The sequence below is a fragment of the Arthrobacter pascens genome, assembly GCF_030816475.1.
In the GTDB taxonomy this organism is placed as follows: Bacteria; Actinomycetota; Actinomycetes; order Actinomycetales; family Micrococcaceae; genus Arthrobacter; species Arthrobacter pascens_B.
Map to the genome: position 1 here is coordinate 1,394,482 of NZ_JAUSXF010000001.1, position 17,487 is coordinate 1,411,968.

A 17,487-nucleotide genomic window follows, 5' to 3' on the forward strand; every position below is an offset into this window, starting at 1 on the left:
GAGCTACCCGCTCCAGATGCCCGTGTCGAAGAACCGCGTAATGGCCGCCTCGTGCTGCTCCGGGGCCAGTCCCTGGCTGGCCAGCCAGGCAGGGTTGTAGTAGTTCCCGCCGTAACGCTCGCCGCCGTCGCACATCAGCGACACTATGCTGCCGCGCGTGCCTTCAGCGATCATTTCGGCGACGAGCTGCCACACTCCCCACAGGTTTGTTCCCGTGGACGGCCCGGCGTGAAGGCCCGCTACCGTGTGCAGATGCCGCATTGCTGCAACGGAAGCTGCATCGGGGACCTGGATCATGCGGTCGATGACCGAGGGGATGAAACTGGGCTCCATTTTCGGCCGTCCGATGCCTTCAATGCGTGAGGGTACCCCGGTGCTGAAGCCCGGCACGCCGGCACGCCAGCCCGGATAGAACGCCGAATTTTCCGGATCCACCACGGCCAGGGCTGTGTCATGGCAGTTGTAGCGGAGGTAGCGGCCGATGGTCGCGCTGGTTCCGCCGGTTCCGGCGCCCACCACGATCCAGCGCGGGACGGGGTGCTCTTCAAGCTCCAGCTGCTGGAAGATGGACTCAGCGATGTTGTTGTTCCCCCGCCAGTCCGTGGCGCGCTCCGCGTATGTGAACTGGTCCATGTAGTGGCCCTTGCTTGTCGCCGCCACTTCCTCGGCCACTGCGTAGACCTCTGATGCGTGGTCCACCAGCAGGCAGGCACCGCCAAACTGTTCGATCAGCGCGACTTTCTCCGGGCTCGTGGTGCGGGCCATGACGGCCACGAAGGGAAGGCCCAGGAGCCGGGCGAAATACGCCTCCGAGACAGCTGTGCTGCCGCTGGAAGCCTCCACGATCGTCGTGTCCTCCCGGATCCAGCCATTCACCAGGCCGAAGAGGAACAGCGAGCGGGCCAGCCGGTGCTTGAGGCTGCCGGAGCGGTGCGTTGATTCGTCTTTGAGGTAAAGCTGGACCCCCCAGTGTTCGGGCAGCGGCACCGCATAGAGATGGGTATCGGCTGAGCGGTTGTTTTCTGCGGTGATTTTGCGGATGGCCTGGTCTGCCCAGGTCCGGTCCGCACTGCGTGGGCTCTTCACCGCACCAGCCTACCGGCGGCCGTCCACCGACCCGGGCTAGAGTAAGCAGATCCGCTGCTCCGATCCGCTGCCCCGATCCGCCAAGGAGAATCATGGGTCCCCTGATGGACGTCGACTCACTGCAAGCCCGCCGTACGGTCGGCCTCCGCACCGTGCTGCTGGATGTGCGCTGGGTCCTGGGCGATCCCCATGGGCGGGAACACTACCTGGAGGGGCACCTCCCCGGTGCGGTTTTCGTGGACCTTGCCACCGAGCTCGCCGCGCCGCCTGTGCCCGCACGGGGAAGGCATCCCCTCCCGCCGGCGTCGGAATTCCAGGACGCCGCCAGGCGGTGGGGGATCAACGACGGCGATGTTGTGGTCGCTTACGACAACAGTGGCAACATGGCGGCCGCGCGGCTCTGGTGGATGCTGCGCAACGCAGGCTTCCGGGAGGTTTACCTGCTCGACGGCGGCCTGGCCGCCTGGAGCGCTGCCGGACTGCCCGTGGAGGACGGACCCGTAGACGTCGCCCCGGGCAATGTCTCCCTTGACGACGGCAGGATGCCGGTCATCGGCGTTGATGCGGCTGCGGGCTGGGCAGGAACAGGCATCCTCCTCGATGCCCGCGCCCCCGAAAGATACCGGGGCGAATTTGAACCCGTCGATCCCCGCGCCGGCCACATCCCGGGCGCCACCAGCGCACCAACGTCGGAGAACCTGGACGGGACCGGGCACTTCCTGCCGGCAGCCGACCTGCGCCAGCGGTTCGAGGGGCTTGGAATCAGCGGCGACATTCCGGTCGCGGTCTACTGCGGCTCGGGGGTGACCGCCGCCCACGAGGTAGCCGCGCTCCACATCGCCGGGTTCCGGGCAGCCCTGTATCCAGGGTCCTTTTCTGAATGGTCCAACAACCCGGCTTTGGCCGTGGTGACTGGCAGCGAGCCTGGCGGCGGGGACGGCCGATAGGCCCCAGGGGTTGTGGCCGGTGATGTGGGGACTCGTCGAGGAACCTTCGAGTGGAAATGCCGCGGCCCGCAGGGGTAGCGTCGCTGTATGACCCCTGGACGCCCCGTACCGCCACCCCTTGCCCACGCCGTGACGCCGGCCGACGACCATGACCTGGAGATTGCCCGCGATCCCGCCTCCCGGTCCGCCCGCACAGGTCTCCTGGCAGCAGCCTATGGCGCCGTTTCCAGTGACAGCGGGCTGGTGCCGCTGACCCTGGCCCGCCGCGCGCCAAAGGAGGACGACGTCGAGATCGCGATCGAATTCTGCGGTCTTTGCCACTCGGACGTCCACGCCACCCGTGGCGAGTGGGGTGCACAAAGCTATCCTTTGGTGCCCGGCCACGAAATCGTGGGGAGGGTCAGCCGGGTGGGTTCCGCCGTGGATGACTTCGCTCCGGGGGATCTCGTTGGCGTCGGATGCATGGTGGATTCCTGCCGGGAATGCGAGAGCTGCCTTGAGGGACTGGAACAGTACTGCGAAAACGGCATGACCGGGACCTACGGGGCCAAGGACGCGCGCAACGCCGGCTCCGTCACCCAGGGCGGCTATTCGTCGTCGGTGGTGGTGGACCGCCGCTACGTGGTCCGGGTCCCCGAAAGCCTGGACCCTGCTGCTGTGGCCCCGCTGCTCTGCGCGGGCGTCACCACCTTTTCCCCGCTCCGCCGCTTCGACGTGGAGGACGGCGACGTAGTGGGGGTTGTCGGGCTCGGCGGGCTCGGTCACATGGCCGTCAAGCTGGCCAAGGCCATGGGCGCACGGGTTGTGGTTTTCACCACCTCGGAATCCAAGGTTCCCGCGGCACTCGAACTCGGAGCAGATGAGGTCGTCCTCTCCCGGGACGAGGACGCCATGGCCGCAGCCGACCGGAGCATCGACGTGATCATTGATACCGTGGCCGCTCCGCACAACCTCAACCCGTTCTTCCGCACCCTCCGCCGGGACGGGGCCCTTTTCCAGCTGGGGCTGCCTTCCGAGGCTATGCCGCCGGTCAATCCGGGGGCTCTGATCCGCAGACGGATCTCCTACGCCGGCTCGCTCATCGGAGGCATCGCCGAGACGCAGGAGATGCTGGATTTCTGCGCCGAACACGGCGTGGCCGCCGATATCGAGGTGGTGCGGGCCGACCAGCTGAATGAGGCCTACGACCGTATGGTGGCAGGCGACGTGAAATACCGGTTTGTGCTGGACACCAGCACCCTGCAGGCCCCGGCCGAGGAGGCAGACGCATGAGCACTTTATTCACCAGGATCCTGAACGGCGAAATCCCCGGACGCTTCGTCTGGCGGGAACCGGACGTTGCCGCTTTCCTGACCACGGGCCCGCTCGCAGACGGGCACACCCTGGTAGTCCCTACGGAAGAGGTGGACCGCTGGACCGATGCGTCACCCGAGACGCTGGCGAAAGTAATGGAAGTGGCACGGCGGATCGGTGCCGTGCAGGTGGACATCTTCGCCGCAGCGCGTGCCGGACTGATCGTTGCAGGCTACGAAATCGACCACTTCCATGTGCACGTCTGGCCATCACGCAGCATGGCGGACTTCGACTTCGCCTCAGCTGACCAGAATCCGGACCCCGCCGTCCTGGATTCGAACGCCGAGAAGCTGCGCGGCGGACTGCGTGCCGCGGGATACGGCGAGTTCGTTCCGGGAAGCTGAACGGCCAGCGGGCCCGGCCTAGGCCGGAGCCAGGGCCTTGTTCAGCACTGCCCGGATCCGTTTTTCGGAGACCGAAAACGCAGTGCCGAGTTCGACGGCGAACAGGCTCACCCTGAGTTCTTCGATCATCCAGCGCACCTGTGCCAGCTCAGCGCCGGCCCGCCGGCCCGGGAGGAGTGCCGACACGGCGTCGTCGTAGTCGTCCTCCAGCCGCTGGATGGCTGCCATGTGCAGGGCGTCCCGCTGGACGTTGCCCGGAAGCCGTTCCAGCCGTTTTTCGATGGCGGCGAGGTAGCGGGGCAGCTGGCTTAACTGGGCATAGCCGGTTTTGGCGACGAAGCCCGGGTAGACCAGCTGTTCCAGCTGACTCTTCACGTCGTTCAGGGCGCTGATCAACGCCAGGCTGGTGGTTCCTTTGAGTTGTTTCTCGATGCGGCGCGTGCTGGACAGGATGCGCTCCACCACGGCCGTCACGCTGAACACGGTGTCGATAAGTTCGGCGCGGACCTGCTCGTAGAGGGCATCAAAGGCCTCGCGGTCCCACGGAAGTTCCGCGGGGGTCAGTTTATCTATTGCCGCGAGGGCGCAGTCTGCGATCAAGGCCGACACCGAGCCGTGCGGGTTCTGGCTGAACGTGAGCTTCTCGGCGTTGTTCAGGTGCTCGAGTACATACCGGTCAGGAGCGGGCACCCTCAGTGCCAGGAGCCTGATCACGCCGCCGCGCATGGCGTCCAGCTGCTCGCCGGATGTCTGGAACACGCGCAGCGACACCGAGGATCCTTCGTCGACCACAGCAGGGTAGCCAGTAACAGTGTGCCCGTTCACGGTGTTGCTCACGTGCCGCGGGACCGTGCCGAATGTCCATGCGGTAAGGCCGCTTTGCTCCCTGAAACCAGCCCTCGGCGAAAGTGCGGCAGCGGCGGCGTCGGCCGCTCCCGGGCCTGTCCTTGCCACCGTCCCTTGAGCACCCGTCCCTTGAGCCGCCGAACCTTGAGCGCCGGCGGCGGGTGCCGTTCCGCGTGCCGTCGTGCGGGGAGTGGCGCCCAGGGACTCCGCAATGGCGCGGCGGGTGGCCGGAGCCAGCCGCTCCTGGAGGGCTGGCAGGTCCTTGCCTTCATCCAGGACTTTGCCGTTGCTGTCCACGACGCGGAAGCTGACGCGCAGGTGGGCCGGCACGGCATCCCAGTTCCAGGAACCAGGCGGAATGATGTGCCCGCGGATCCGGCGAAGGGCAAGTTCCAGTGATGCTTCCAGATCATCGGTGGCTGGATCGAAATCCGCCTCAAGCGCTGCCACCGCCTGGCGCGCCACATCCGGCGCAGGCACGAAATTCTTGCGGATCTGCTTGGGCAGTGACTTGATGAGGGCAGTAACCAGCTCAACGCGCTGGCCGGGGATCAGCCAGCGGAAGGCCGCGTCATCCAGCTGGTTGAGGAACAGCGCCGGAACTTCCGCCGTGACGCCGTCGGACGGATTGGGCGGCGAGCCGGGAGCCACAGGATGGAACTCGTAGCTGAGCGGCAGCTCGAAACCCTTGTGCAGCCAGGTCTTCGGGTAGGCGGAATCGTCCAGTTCATCGGCGTCCTCAGCGAGCAGGAGCGACTTGTCGTAGTCCAGGAGGTCGGGGTTCTTCTGCCGGACTTCCTTCCACCATTTGTCGAAGTGCCGTTCGGAAACGACATCGGGGCCGATGCGCGCGTCGTAGAACTCAAAGAGCGTCTCGTCATCCACCAGGAGTCCGCGGCGCCGCATCCTGGCCTCAAGCTCCTCCACCTCCAGCAGCAGGGCGCGGTTGCGGTGGAAAAACTTATGGTGCGTCTTCCAGTCGCCTTCGACGAGGGCGTGGCGGATGAACAGCTCGCGGGCCAGGACGGCGTCAACGCGCCCGTAATTGATGCGGCGCTGCGGAATGATGGGCACGCCGTAGAGGGTGACCTTTTCGTAGGCCATCACCGAGCCCATTTTGGTTGACCAATGCGGTTCGCTGTAGCTCCGCTTCACGAGATCGGGCGCCACCTGTTCGGCCCATACGGGATCGAACTTAGCCGCCACCCTTGCCCAGAGCCTGCTGGTCTCCACCAGCTCGGCAGCCATCACGAACGTCGGTGACTTCTTGAACAGGGCAGAGCCTGGGAAAATCGCGAAGCGGCTGCCGCGTGCGCCCGCGTATTCGCGTTTGCGCTCGTCCAGGATGCCGATGTGGCTGAGCAGTCCGGAGAGCAGGCTGATGTGGATCCCGTCGTGGTTGCCCACCGGATCGGCCAGGCGCTTGTTGTCAAGGCTGATGCCAAGCGGCCTGGCCAGCTGGCGGAGCTGCGCGAACAGGTCCTGCCATTCCCTGACGCGCAGGTAGTTGATGAACTCGGTCCGGCACAGGCGCCGGAACTGCGTGGACGACAGTTCCTGCTGCTTTTCCTGCAGATAGTTCCAGAGGTTAAGGTAACCGGTAAAGTCCGAGTTCTCGTCCCGGAAACGGGCATGTTTCTCCGCGGCGAGCTGCTGCTTATCTGTCGGGCGTTCCCGCGGGTCCTGAATCGTGAGCGCCGCGGCCAGGATCATGACTTCCCGCACGCAACCACGTCTACCCGATTCGACAATCATCCGCCCGAGCCTCGGGTCTACAGGTAGTTGGGCAAGTTGCTGCCCGACGGCGGTGAGGCCGCTACCCCTGCGGCTGTCACCTCTGCCGCCGTCGTGATTGCCGCGGTCACCTTTGCTGCCGTCGCCTGTGCTGCCGTTGCCGGCGTGATCGGGCCTGGCAGCAGCCAGCGCGCCAAGTTCGCGGAGCAGCGTGACCCCGTCGTTGATTGCGCGCGAATCCGGGGGTTCCACGAAGGGGAAGTTCTCTACGTCCTTCGGCCCCCGGGCAACGCCCATGGCGGTCATCTGCAGGATGACGGCTGCAAGGTTGGTGCGCAGGATTTCCGGGTCTGTGTACAGCGGCCGGGACGCGAAGTCCTCTTCCGAGTACAGTCGGATGGCGATCCCGTCCGACACCCGCCCGCAGCGGCCTGAGCGCTGGTTGGCCGAAGCCTGGGACACGCGCTCGATGGGAAGGCGCTGGACCTTCGTCCGGTGGGAGTAGCGCGAGATGCGGGCCGTACCCGTGTCGATCACATATTTGATGCCGGGCACTGTGAGGGACGTTTCCGCCACATTCGTTGCCAGCACAATGCGGCGCTTGCTTCCCGGATGAAAGACCTTGTGCTGTTCCTGGAGGCTGAGGCGGGCGAAGAGGGGCAGAACCTCGCTCCCCGCAAGGCGACGGTTGGTTTGGATCCTTGCATTGAGGGCCTCGGCTGCATCCCGGATTTCGCGCTCGCCGGAAAAGAAGATGAGGATGTCGCCGGGGGCTTCGAGGGCCAGTTCGTCGACGGCGTCGCAAACGGCGTCGAGCGGGTCGCGGTCCTCCTCGAGCTCGTCGTCGGAGGCGTCCTCATCACTCGGGCCTCCGGCGGGCTGCGAAAGCGGCCGGTATCGGATCTCGACCGGGAAAGTCCGGCCGGAGACCTCGATGATGGGGGACGGGTCCTCCTCGCTGCCAAAATGTTTGGCGAAGCGCTCGGGATCAATCGTGGCCGACGTGATGATGATCTTCAGGTCCGGACGCTGCGGCAGGATCCGCTTGAGGTAGCCGAGGATGAAGTCGATATTGAGGCTGCGCTCGTGCGCTTCGTCGATGATGATCGCGTTGTACTTGCGCAGCAGCTTGTCCCGCTGGATTTCGGCCAGCAGGATTCCGTCAGTCATGAGCTTGACCTTGGTGGACCGGCCCACCTCGCCAGTGAAACGGACCTGGAAGCCCACCTCCTGGCCGATGTCCACGCCGAGTTCCTCGGCGATGCGTTCGGCCACGGTGCGGGCGGCCAGGCGCCGAGGCTGGGTATGGCCGATCAGTCCGTTCTCGCCCAGGCCCAGTTCCAGGCACATCTTGGGAATCTGGGTGGTCTTACCGGAGCCGGTCTCGCCGGCGATGATGGTCACCTGGTTGGCCGCGATCGCGGCCATCAGGTCCTCACGGCGCTCGGAGACCGGCAGCTCGGCGGGGTAGGAAATATGAAAAGTCATGGCTGCAGACAGTCTACTGGGATCCTGGCGGGCTCCCGGTGCCGGGCGCTGCTGCAGCCAGTCGTATGCCGCTCGTGTCAGAAGATCCGCAGCGTGTAGTTGGTGCTGGGTGGATCCAACGAGGACCAGGCCTGGTCAGAGGTAGGAGGAGGGGTGTGCCCCCGGCCTTCCCTCAGGAGTGCCGAGGTGGCTGCGAGGGCGACGAGGAGAAGGATAACGATGATGAGTCCGAAGATTTCCATGGCTTCATCCTGCTCTGCCAACAAGGCTGTCAGAAGTGGCAGAAATGCCCAAAAAGCTATAATTTCTGCCACAATGGAAGCATGCTGAAAACAGTGGCAGTGATCGTTGTTCCGAACTTTTCCATCTTTGAGTTCGGCACCGTGTATGAAATATTCGGGATCGACAGGGGAGGCCGTGGCGGCAACGTTCCCACGTTCGACTTCCGGGTCTGCACGCCGGAGCCCGGACATGTCAGGCTCAAATCAGGGCTCTCTATGGAGGTTGGCCTTGGTTTGGAGGCCACCGCTGATGCCGATCTGGTGATTATGGTCCCCTATGGCCGGGACGAGGATGTCCCCGAACCGGTCCTTGATGCGCTGCGTGCCGCTGATGCCAGGGGGGCTTGGGTGATGTCCATTTGTTCAGCAGCATTTGCGCTCGCCAGGGCCGGGCTGCTGAACGGCAGGCGTTGCACCACCCACTGGCACTATTCGCAGGAACTCGCCGACCGGTACCCGGACGTGCAGGTGGATGAGAACGTTCTGTACGTCCAGGACGGCAACGTGATCTCAAGTGCGGGTACGGCCGCCGGCATCGACGCCTGCCTCCACCTGGTGCGTGTGGAGCTCGGCGCCAATGTTGCGGCATCGATTGCCCGGGACATGGTGGTGCCGCCACACCGTGACGGAGGCCAGGCCCAGTACATCGACAGGCCCATGCCCACGTGCGGCTCGGCGCCAATGGAGGAACTGCTGCGTTGGATGGTGCAGAACCTGGACCGGGAGCATACTGTCGCTGATCTCGCGGCCCGGGTGCATATGTCGGCCAGGACCTTCGCCCGCCGCTTCCGCTCGGAGACAGGCGCCACACCGGCGGCCTGGCTCAACTCACAGCGGGTACTGCGGGCACAGGAGCTGCTCGAATCCACCGATCTCAACATCGACGAGATTGCCAGGGAATCCGGCTTTGGGCATCCGGTACTGCTCCGGCACCATTTCGCCAAGGTACTGGACACCAGCCCGCAGTCCTACCGGCGGACCTTCCGTGGCCAGCTCGTGGAGGCGGGCTAGCTCTGCTCCAGCCCGGATGCCTCGGCCTCGGAATCCTCCTGGGAATCCTCCGCCGCGGCGCGGGCACTGTCCACCAGGACGCGCCATGGACCGGTGACGGCCTGCTCCGGGAGTGCTGCCCTGCGCTGCCCCGCGCGGATGGCATAGATGAAACGATCCGGCTGGCTACCGGTGGTTTCCACGGCTGCCCGTACGGTCTTGGGCACGTCGTCCCACGGGCACGCCTCGACAATCGGCTGCCATTGGCTCTTGGCAGGTTCGTTCTGGGCGTCTACCGTCCACACACGGGTCAGGGCGGCGATTCCGCCACTACGCTCTACACTGATCTTCATAACCAGCTTCCCGGGCTTCCCTGCTGCCTGGCCGCTGATGCCCGGCGGCCAGGCGATCACTTAAAGCTTGACCTTCACAGTTTCCCACGCCTGCCGCACGGCGTCATGCTCTGCGGAATCCGACCCGTAAAGCTCAACCGCGGACGACGCCGTCGTCCTGGCAAAGACGCTGAAGGTCGCCGTGGACGGGAGGGAACCTCCGGTGAGGGCGTCATACCAGATCCTCCCTGGCGCCTCCCACGCGTAGCCGCCGACTGCCTCGGCCACCAGGTAGAAGGCTCGGTTGGGAATGCCTGAGTTGATGTGGACGCCGCCGTTGTCTGCGCTGGTTCGTACATACGAGTCCATGGAATCGGGCTGCGGATCCTTGCCCAGGACGTTGTCGTCGTACGCCGTGCCAGGGGCCCTTAGCGAACGGAGGGCCGCGCCTTGCACCTGTGGCGTGAACAATCCTTCGCCGATCAACCAGCTGGCGTCCCCGACGGACTGCTGTTTCAGATATTGCTCCACGAGGGCCCCGAAAACATCCGATATCGATTCGTTGATGGCTCCCGCCTGATTGCGGTACGCCAGCCCGGCCGAGTACTGGGTGACACCGTGGGCAAGTTCGTGGCCGATGACGCTCAGGGAACCGGTGAAGCGCTGGAAGACCTGGCCATCACCGTCGCCGAACACCATCTGCCGGCCGTCCCAGAAGGCGTTGTCATAGAGCTTGCTGAAATGCACGCTGGCATCAAGGCTCAGCCCCTCTCCGTCAATTGAGTTACGGCCAAAGACATCGGCGAAAAGCCGGTGGGTGTGGCCCAGGCCGTCGTACGCTTCGTCCGCAGAGGGATCCCCTGATGCAGCTTCGCCTTCCTTGCGCACCAGTTTGCCAGGCAGGTTTTCGCTGCCGCCTGCATCGTAGACAGTGCGGTTCGGCGGTCCTGGCTTAACCTCCCTGGCCCCGGGCTGGACGGCCGGCGCCGGAACGGCCCTGGCGGCCTGAACCGATCTGACGTGGACCAGGGCTTCCCTGGCTGCCCGTGCCGCCGCGGAAAACCGGGGCTCGTCCTGTCGTGCCAACCGACGGAGCAGATAGGGCGGAATGATGGAACAGCGTATGGCTGACGCGTGTTCGACCGATGGATCGGCGGTTTGAATTTTCATGGCGTACCCCCTGACGTTGGTGGAAACAGCCTACGAGGGAGCACTGACAATCCGTTGAAGGCACACACGCGGGCCAGCCGTATGGGTCACTTGGGGGACATCGCCCGTCCAAGGGCCGGGGCCGGGTCACTTGCGCGGTCGCTGGGCGCCCTTACGGCCCTGCTTTTTGCCAGCTACTCCGCCGTGAACGGACACTTGGGGCATGGTTGGTCGCGGGATTTCCACATAGGCCATCAACTGGGGTGTTAATGTCGGTGGCTGCTGGAATGCTTTGGGTATGAAGAACAGGGCGGCAGTGGAGGCGTTTGAGGCCATTGAGGCTTCTGTTGCTGCGCTTGCTGTCATTTTCCGTGAAGCAGATGCGGACGCAGAGTCAGGGGTGCCCGGGTCCTCTGATGCTGATCCGCTGCGGCAGATGGCTGATGATTGCCTGGACGGGCTTGCAGCGGTTGCCCGGGCGGAAGCCCAGCTGGCCGGGCTAAAGGTCTTGTTGGCCAAGGGGCTTGAGCAAGCAACCCAGGCCATGGCGCCGCCGCCCGCATCATCCCAGGAGCACACCGCCCAGGAGATGGCCGTGGTCGCTGAGGTTGCCTGTGTCCTGACCGTGAGCGAACGCGCCGCCAGTGCTTTGCTTGCCAGGTCCCAGGCTCTGACCAGTTCCCTGCCGCGGACGCTGGCCGCTTTGCAGGACGGGTCAATTTCGTGGCAGCACGCCCAGGTGATGGTCGATGAAACCACAGGCCTTGACGCGGCCGGGGCCGCTGCCTTGGAGTCACATTTCCTGGCCCCCGACCTGCTGGACCCCGAGACACCCGGCGCTGCGCGGAGCTGCCCCGCCGGGGAGCTGGTGCCGTCCCGGTTCCGGGCCAAAGCGCGGACCTGGCGCGAACGCCACCACGCCGAAAGCATCGAGATCCGCCATACCCGCAGCATTCTGGACCGGCGGGTCGAGTACGCCCCGGACCGGGACGGCATGGCCTGGCTCTCGGCCTACCTGCCCGCCGACACCGCATCCGGGATCTGGGACCGGACCACCACCGCCGTCCGCGCCATGCAAGGCCCGGACGAGGACAGGACCCTCCCCCAACTCCGCGCCGACACCATGGCCACCTGGCTCCTGGAAGGCGTCACCACAGGCACCGGCAGCACGACCACATTTACTGGCACCGGCACCAGGGCAGGCGGCACCTCGACCGACACTACTACCACCGGCGGGGTGCCCTCGCCCAAAGCCCAGGTCCTGGTCACTGTCCCGGTGTTCGCCCTGATGGGTCTGACTGATGAGCCCGCCACCCTGGACGGCTACGGCCCCATCCCTGCTTCCATGGCCCGCAAACTCGTTGCCGACGGCGCCGACTCCTTCCACCGGGTCCTGACAGACCCCCGCGACGGCGCACCCCTGGAAATAGGCCGCACCAGCTACCGCATCCCCACAGCCATGCGGCAATGGCTAAGGCTTCGGGACGGCAAATGCCCCTTCCCCGGCTGCAACAACCACTCCCTGGACAACGAAGCAGACCACCTCCTCGCCTGGCACAAAGGCGGAACCACCGGCATCACCAACCTCGGCCAACCCTGCCGCAAACACCACAGGTTGAAACACACCACCGCGTGGAAACCCACCCAAGCCACCAAAGACAAACCACCGGGCTGGACCTCACCCACCGGACGCCACTACCAAAGCGAACAACAAAACTGGGAACCACCCCACTGGCCCAAAAACATCGCGCATGAAATCCATAACCTAGACGAGCTCAACAACGATGTGGGCCTGCTCAAGGATCAAGAGCTGCGATCACAAGCTGCGCAGAGATCCCGTAGCACGGAAAGATCCGGTGTCACATAAAGATCAGGAGCTGTCCCGAGGCAGGGGGCGGGATGCCGTGGCTAGGCGGACGCGTTGAAAACATTGTGCAGGTGGGCGGGAAGTGTGGCGGAAAGCAGAAAACCCCGTCGCTTTTGCAAGCGACGGGGTTTCTTTCTGTGCCCTCGATAGGATTCGAACCTACGGCCTTCTGCTCCGGAGGCAGACGCTCTATCCCCTGAGCTACGAGGGCATTCCAGGGATCCTGCCGTTGCCGGTGGGACGTCCTAGAGCTTAGCAGGAAGGTGGCCTGCAATGGAAAATCGCGGCGTTTCAGTAGCCCGCAAATGAATCCACGTGCACGCGCTCTGCGCCCGCCTTCCGGGCTGCGCGCCGCAGTGACGCAACACTGGCCGGCGAACCGGAGATGAAGACCTCTCGGCCGGCAATGTCAGGAATAAGTGTCTTGAGGGAATTGGCGTCCAGTCTGGTGCCTGGCCCGGGTGAACCGCCTGATCCACCGGTGTTGGCCTCAGAGGCGAACGACGGCGCCAAGGAGCCGTCCGCCAGTCGGACCACGATCCGTGCACCGGACGTTCGTAGTTCTTCCGGGTAGGCAATCTCTTCAGCGTTCCTCGCCAGGAGCAGAAGGACAATGTCACGGTCATGAGCCGCACCTGAGGCGAGCTGCGCCAGATAAGGGGTGATGCCGATTCCGGCAGCGATAAGCAGTACCGGCCTGGTCTGATCCCGGGGGAGGACGAAGTCGCCGCCCACCGAGGTTGCCCTCACCTGATCGCCGGGTTGCAGGTCCAGCAGGACCTTCTTGGCCGCAGACAGGGGTTCAGCGGTGCGCACACCAAACTTCACCATGCCGGATCCCGGCGCGCTCGTGAGGCTGAAGACCCGGCGTCGGCCTTTGCCATCTGACTTGGCGTGCGGAAGGTCCAGTTCCATGTACTGCCCGGGAACGAACCGGACAGCCCGCGACGGCTTGAAAGCGAATTCGGTGGTGCTCGGCGTCAAGGCGCGTGAGCCGGTGAAGTGTAGTTTCAGACCGCCGCGCTGGCCCGCAAAGAACGCCAGAAGATTACCCACCAGCAGTGCCAGTTCGGGCGAATTGGCGACGAAGCCGAAGTTGTACGGAACCGCAAACAACACGCCCACTACGGCCGCCAAGGCAAGCTGTTGCCAGCGGCGCGGGGGCAGGGTGAGCGGTTCCGTCAGCATGAAGCCCACAAAAAACAGCAATGGGCGCTGCGCCAGCGGCTGCCACAGGGCCATGCCGGGAGACATGCCTGTGCGTAGCAGCTCGGAGGCCACAATCGATGTGGCCAGAACGGTGAACACGGCCGCCATCGGGAATTTCCGGGTGCGATAGAGGACGAGGAGGACACCCGGGACCAACAGCAGGAGCATAGGCGGGGTGGCTGCCCACCAGGTGGCGATGTTGAGTCCGGTCAGGCCCGCCGCAAAGGCGCCGGCGGCGGCCGGATTGAAGATGTGGCGGCCCCGCCAGGCCAGGGCGTACTTCGAGACCGTGGCGAGGACGCATGCTAACGCTACTCCCGCCATGTCGGTGGGAACCAAGGTGGGCCAGAAGAGGAAGTACAGGAGCAACCCGGTGATCAGCGAAGACTCTGAGTGCGGGCGGACGTGGAACAAAGCCGCCAGGGCACGGTTGGAGGCGTAGGTCAGGCCCAGGCACAACCCCAGGTGGACCAGCATCTCGGGAATGCCGAAAGTGAGCCAGCCAAGCGCATTGAGCAGGAGGCTGTATACGGCAAGCGAAGCCAGCACCAGGAGGATGAGCCGGTACATGGTGACCTTGCCGAGCAGAGTGTCCAACCGTGCACCAGGCGGCGCGAACGTGCTGGCTTTGGTAGCGTCAACGGGGCTCATGAGAAAAGTGTCCCTTCAAATCCTGCCGAATAGGCGGCGCTTCCATCGGAAAAAACTGTCAGCCAGGAGAATTCGAAAGTCCGCTCCAAATCGGCTCCCGGAACAAAAAACAATGCCGTGGCCAGGGCATCAGCCAGCATCGTGCTTTCCGCCATCGCCCACGTGGCCACCGAGGTCCTCACCGGACTGCCGGTGGTTCCGTCCAGCACATGGTGCAGGCCGTCGCCCCAAGCGCGCCGGTTCGCTGCCGACGCACATATTGCCCCGCCCTCCAAGGACACGGTGCCGATTGCCTTGGCGGGATCGTAGGGATGTTCCAGAGCCACTGTGACAGGCTCCGGACCGCTGTTGAGCAGGTCGCCGCTGGCATTGATGAGGAAGCCGGCCACATCGGAGGCGTGCAGCTCGGCAGCCAGGAGATCAACCAGTTGGCCCTTGCCCGCCGCGCCGATGTCCAGCACGACGGGAGCTGAGGTGGTCAGCACGGTCCCGTCCCAATCCAGGATGTCCTCCCAGCGCGGTGCCGGCAGGGCACTGCCGGCAGGGCGGAGGGAATAGGCCGCGTCATAGCCCAGCCGCTCCAGGCTTGCCCCGATGAGGGGAGTCATTGCTCCATTGGTGGTTCCATACAGCGTCCGATACAGGTCGCCCAGGGCGGCTGCCTCGGCGGGCAGCTCAAAGCGCCCGGGCTGCCGGGACATGGCAGTGACGATTGAGTCACTCCGGAACCGGGACCAGTCTGCGTCGTAGCGTTCCACGATAGCCAGGAGCCGTGAGCGGACGGAGGCGTCAAGCGGACGTGGTGTGGAGATGTCCCAACGTGTACCGATCCCGTCGAAAGTGAAGTCCTCCCACTCCGCGTGCGGCACTGCTTACTGCGCCTCGGACTTGATCTTTTCCACTGCCTGGTTGAAGCCGCCGCTAGTGAGCGATGACCCCGAAACCTTGGACACGTTGAGTTGGTCGATGCTTTTGCCCACCACCTGGGCCGCGATGCCGCCTGCGAATTCACCCTGGAATTTGCGGGTGTTCGGATTCGTCGGGTGCTGGGTGATTTTGACGTCCGTGACCGTCCCGGCGGCCAGGGTCAGCTCAACGCCCACGGTTTCGGTCCCGTTGGGCGAAACGTATGTTCCGTCAGCGCTGTAGGTGCCGTCTTTATAGCTTGATCCGCTGCTGGCCAGGGAGGAGGAAGCGCCCGACGGCGTGGCGGCGGAGCTTTCCGTGGATCCGCTTCCGGACGAGGGGGCAGCGGCACTCTGGGATGCGGAGGGGGCACAGCCGGCCACTGTCCCGATCAGGGACAGGCCTGCCATTCCGGCAAAAACACTCTTGCGGACTGACGGTCTCATAAAGGGGCTCGTTTCGTTGGCGGGGGGTGCTTACGCTGATCTCAACGTCGGATAGAGCGTAATGGTTCATCCTGTGTAACAGCTATGCGTGTTCTGTGTGGCAAGGAAGCAGATTCTGTACGCGGTAAACGGCCGCGGGTGCCGCTGGCCCGGCATTTCCAGCCGTCCTCAAATTCGTCCACGTCGCAGGCGCCGGTAGGCTAGGGGGGTGACTCCCGAAGAACTCTCCCTCGCCATATCCGCCTGCCTGAAAGATGCTGTCGCTGCAGGCGAGATTGCCATTTCTGCATCAGCCTTGCCTGATGAGGTGCGCGTGGAGCGACCGAAGAACCGGGAACACGGCGACTGGGCCACCAACGTCGCCCTCCAGCTCTCCAAGCAGGCCGGCACCAATCCCCGTGAATTGGCCACTATCCTCAGCGCGCGACTGAAGTCAATCTACGGCGTTTCGGCCGTGGATGTGGCTGGCCCCGGCTTCCTGAATATCACAGTGGATGCAGCGGCGGCCGGTGCCCTGGCCAAGGCCATCGTCGAGGCCGGCGCTGCCTACGGCACGACGTCTGTGCTGGCCGGCCACGTGGTCAACATGGAGTTCGTCTCGGCAAACCCCACGGGTCCGCTGCACATCGGCCATACCCGGTGGGCAGCCTTGGGCGACTCCATTGCCCGCGTCCTTCGCGCTTCCGGCGCTGAAGTGACGGCTGAGTACTACATCAACGACGCCGGCACACAGATGAACGTCTTCGCCAACTCCGTGTACTCCCGGCTGCACGGACTGCCCGTTCCCGACGGCGGCTACCCGGGCCAGTACATCGCCGACCTTGGCCACGACGTACTCACCGAGCACCCGGACATCCGCGAACTCACCGAAGCAGCGGCGATTCCCGTCATCCGCGCTGCTGCCTACAAGGCGCAGATGAAGGACATCAAGTCCACCCTTGCTGACTTCGGCGTCCACTTTGACGTGTATTTCTCTGAACAGGAACTGCACGACGCCGGTGCGATCGAAAATGCCGTTGCGCGCCTCCGCGAACAGGGACACGTCTACGACGAGGACGGTGCCGTCTGGCTGCGCACCACCGATTTCGGGGACGATAAGGACCGGGTCATGATCCGTGCCAACGGGGAGCCCACCTACTTCGCCGCCGATGCCGCCTACTACCTGTCGAAAAAGGACCGGGGCTTCACCGAGAAGATCTACCTGCTGGGAGCCGATCACCATGGCTACATCAACCGCCTCAAGGCCATCGCTGCCTGCGCGGGCGACGACCCGGACCGGAACATTGAGGTGCTGATCGGTCAGCTGGTTTCCGTCAACGGGGCCAAGCTGTCCAAGCGTGCCGGGAATATCATCGAGCTCAAGGACCTGATCGACTGGCTGGGCAAGGACGCCGTGCGGTACTCGCTGGCGCGTTTCCCGGCCGATTCCCCGTTGACGCTGGATCCGGACCTGCTGAAGAAGCACAGCAACGAGAATCCGGTGTTCTACGTGCAGTACGCTCACGCGCGCTCCCGCGGCACGGCACGGAACGCAGTTGCGGCCGGTGTGGACCGCAGCTCCTTCGACGCGGCGCTGCTTGACCATGCCACGGAGAACGAGCTGCTCTCCTACCTGGGCAGCTACCCGTCGATTGTGGCCATGGCTGCGGAGCTGCGCGAACCGCACCGCGTAGCCCGCCACCTCGAGGTGATCGCCGGCGCCTACCACCGCTGGTATGACGCCTGCCGCGTCGCCCCGCAGGGCGAAGAACCGGTCACCGACGTCAACCGCACCCGCCTTTGGCTCAACGACGCCACGAGCCAGGTACTGGCTAACGGCCTGGACCTCCTTGGCGTGTCCGCGCCGGAACGGATGTGA

Annotated in this window: 14 protein-coding genes and 1 tRNA gene; 6 read left to right on the plus strand and 9 right to left on the minus strand. The window is 64.7% G+C overall.

The features are described from left to right. Positions 1 to 3: 3 nt before the first annotated feature. The gene (locus tag QFZ40_RS06475; protein ID WP_306903476.1) at positions 4 to 1,086 is read right to left on the minus strand and encodes a PLP-dependent cysteine synthase family protein; all 1,083 of its coding nucleotides are present in this window, start codon (positions 1,084 to 1,086) and stop codon (positions 4 to 6) included. Positions 1,087 to 1,178: 92 nt separating this feature from the next. Here QFZ40_RS06475 and QFZ40_RS06480 point away from each other — a divergent pair, with 92 nt between their 5' ends. The 3 genes from QFZ40_RS06480 to QFZ40_RS06490 all read left to right on the plus strand — a co-directional run bounded on the left by QFZ40_RS06480 (position 1,179) and on the right by QFZ40_RS06490 (position 3,730). Next, a complete protein-coding gene (locus QFZ40_RS06480; RefSeq protein WP_306903477.1) occupies positions 1,179 to 2,033 on the plus strand; it encodes a sulfurtransferase in 855 nt (284 codons plus the stop codon). Between the two features lie 87 nt (positions 2,034 to 2,120). Then, the gene (locus QFZ40_RS06485) at positions 2,121 to 3,305 is read left to right on the plus strand and encodes an NAD(P)-dependent alcohol dehydrogenase (RefSeq protein WP_306903478.1); all 1,185 of its coding nucleotides are present in this window, start codon (positions 2,121 to 2,123) and stop codon (positions 3,303 to 3,305) included. Then, a complete protein-coding gene (locus tag QFZ40_RS06490; RefSeq protein ID WP_306903479.1) occupies positions 3,302 to 3,730 on the plus strand; it encodes an HIT family protein in 429 nt (142 codons plus the stop codon). Before QFZ40_RS06485 ends, QFZ40_RS06490 begins: the two co-directional genes overlap by 4 nt. An 18-nt stretch (positions 3,731 to 3,748) precedes the next feature. Here QFZ40_RS06490 and hrpA read toward each other — a convergent pair whose 3' ends face one another. Continuing rightward, the gene (gene hrpA / locus QFZ40_RS06495) at positions 3,749 to 7,798 is read right to left on the minus strand and encodes an ATP-dependent RNA helicase HrpA (protein WP_306903482.1); all 4,050 of its coding nucleotides are present in this window, start codon (positions 7,796 to 7,798) and stop codon (positions 3,749 to 3,751) included. A gap of 77 nt (positions 7,799 to 7,875) precedes the next feature. Then, positions 7,876 to 8,040, minus strand: coding sequence for a hypothetical protein (locus QFZ40_RS06500; RefSeq protein WP_306903483.1), 165 nt, complete (start codon positions 8,038 to 8,040; stop codon positions 7,876 to 7,878). Between the two features lie 81 nt (positions 8,041 to 8,121). On the opposite strand from QFZ40_RS06500, the gene QFZ40_RS06505 reads away from it, so the two are divergent. Further along, on the plus strand, positions 8,122 to 9,090 hold the full coding sequence (locus QFZ40_RS06505) for a GlxA family transcriptional regulator (RefSeq protein WP_306903484.1): 969 nt from the start codon (positions 8,122 to 8,124) through the stop codon (positions 9,088 to 9,090). On the opposite strand, the gene QFZ40_RS06510 is transcribed toward QFZ40_RS06505, so the two are convergent. Then, positions 9,087 to 9,422: a protealysin inhibitor emfourin gene (locus QFZ40_RS06510; protein ID WP_306903485.1), complete on the minus strand. Its 336-nt coding sequence runs from the start codon at positions 9,420 to 9,422 to the stop codon at positions 9,087 to 9,089. The two genes, QFZ40_RS06505 and QFZ40_RS06510, sit on opposite strands and share 4 nt — an antisense overlap. A gap of 60 nt (positions 9,423 to 9,482) precedes the next feature. Beyond that, positions 9,483 to 10,571 carry a M4 family metallopeptidase gene (locus tag QFZ40_RS06515; RefSeq protein ID WP_306903487.1) on the minus strand — a complete coding sequence of 363 codons (1,089 nt, stop codon included), beginning with the start codon at positions 10,569 to 10,571 and terminating at the stop codon, positions 9,483 to 9,485. A 277-nt stretch (positions 10,572 to 10,848) separates the two neighbouring features. Here QFZ40_RS06515 and QFZ40_RS06520 point away from each other — a divergent pair, with 277 nt between their 5' ends. Then, entirely contained in the window at positions 10,849 to 12,417 is a 1,569-nt protein-coding gene (locus QFZ40_RS06520; RefSeq protein WP_306903489.1) for an HNH endonuclease signature motif containing protein, read from the plus strand. Positions 12,418 to 12,555: 138 nt separating this feature from the next. Here the strand turns inward: QFZ40_RS06520 and QFZ40_RS06525 are convergent. The 4 genes from QFZ40_RS06525 to QFZ40_RS06540 all read right to left on the minus strand — a co-directional run bounded on the left by QFZ40_RS06525 (position 12,556) and on the right by QFZ40_RS06540 (position 15,629). Beyond that, positions 12,556 to 12,628, minus strand: a tRNA-Arg gene (locus tag QFZ40_RS06525). A gap of 80 nt (positions 12,629 to 12,708) precedes the next feature. Continuing rightward, on the minus strand, positions 12,709 to 14,277 hold the full coding sequence (locus QFZ40_RS06530; RefSeq protein WP_306903491.1) for a ferredoxin--NADP reductase: 1,569 nt from the start codon (positions 14,275 to 14,277) through the stop codon (positions 12,709 to 12,711). Next, positions 14,274 to 15,146: an FAD:protein FMN transferase gene (locus tag QFZ40_RS06535; protein WP_306903493.1), complete on the minus strand. Its 873-nt coding sequence runs from the start codon at positions 15,144 to 15,146 to the stop codon at positions 14,274 to 14,276. The genes QFZ40_RS06530 and QFZ40_RS06535 overlap by 4 nt, the downstream gene beginning before the upstream one ends. Positions 15,147 to 15,149: 3 nt before the next feature. Beyond that, on the minus strand, positions 15,150 to 15,629 hold the full coding sequence (locus tag QFZ40_RS06540) for an FMN-binding protein (RefSeq protein ID WP_306903494.1): 480 nt from the start codon (positions 15,627 to 15,629) through the stop codon (positions 15,150 to 15,152). Positions 15,630 to 15,837: 208 nt separating this feature from the next. Here QFZ40_RS06540 and argS point away from each other — a divergent pair, with 208 nt between their 5' ends. Beyond that, positions 15,838 to 17,487: an arginine--tRNA ligase gene (gene argS, locus QFZ40_RS06545; protein WP_306903496.1), complete on the plus strand. Its 1,650-nt coding sequence runs from the start codon at positions 15,838 to 15,840 to the stop codon at positions 17,485 to 17,487.